We start from the raw sequence: 207 nt of genomic DNA on the forward strand, positions 1-207 counted from the left end.
AGCGACGACCATCGATGTCAGCAACGTTTCCAATACGAGCTGTGACCTTGACCTTACGGGCGTTAGCGCTACGATCACCGTCGACCCGCTTCCGAACGCCGTTACTGTATCTGCTACCGCACCTAGCGTGTGCTCTGGCGACGACGGGGAGTTCGTGGTCAGTGGCGATGCCGGTGACACCGTGACCTACAGTATAGACGGCGGCCC

General features: G+C 59.9%; 1 protein-coding gene. It reads left to right on the forward strand.

The window, feature by feature from the left end:
• Positions 1-207: hypothetical protein (locus AB9K26_RS00005; protein WP_369970505.1), on the forward strand; the 207-nt coding region annotated here is incomplete at both ends.

The sequence above is a fragment of the Psychroserpens sp. XS_ASV72 genome, from assembly GCF_041224425.1.
GTDB lineage: Bacteria > Bacteroidota > Bacteroidia > Flavobacteriales > Flavobacteriaceae > Psychroserpens.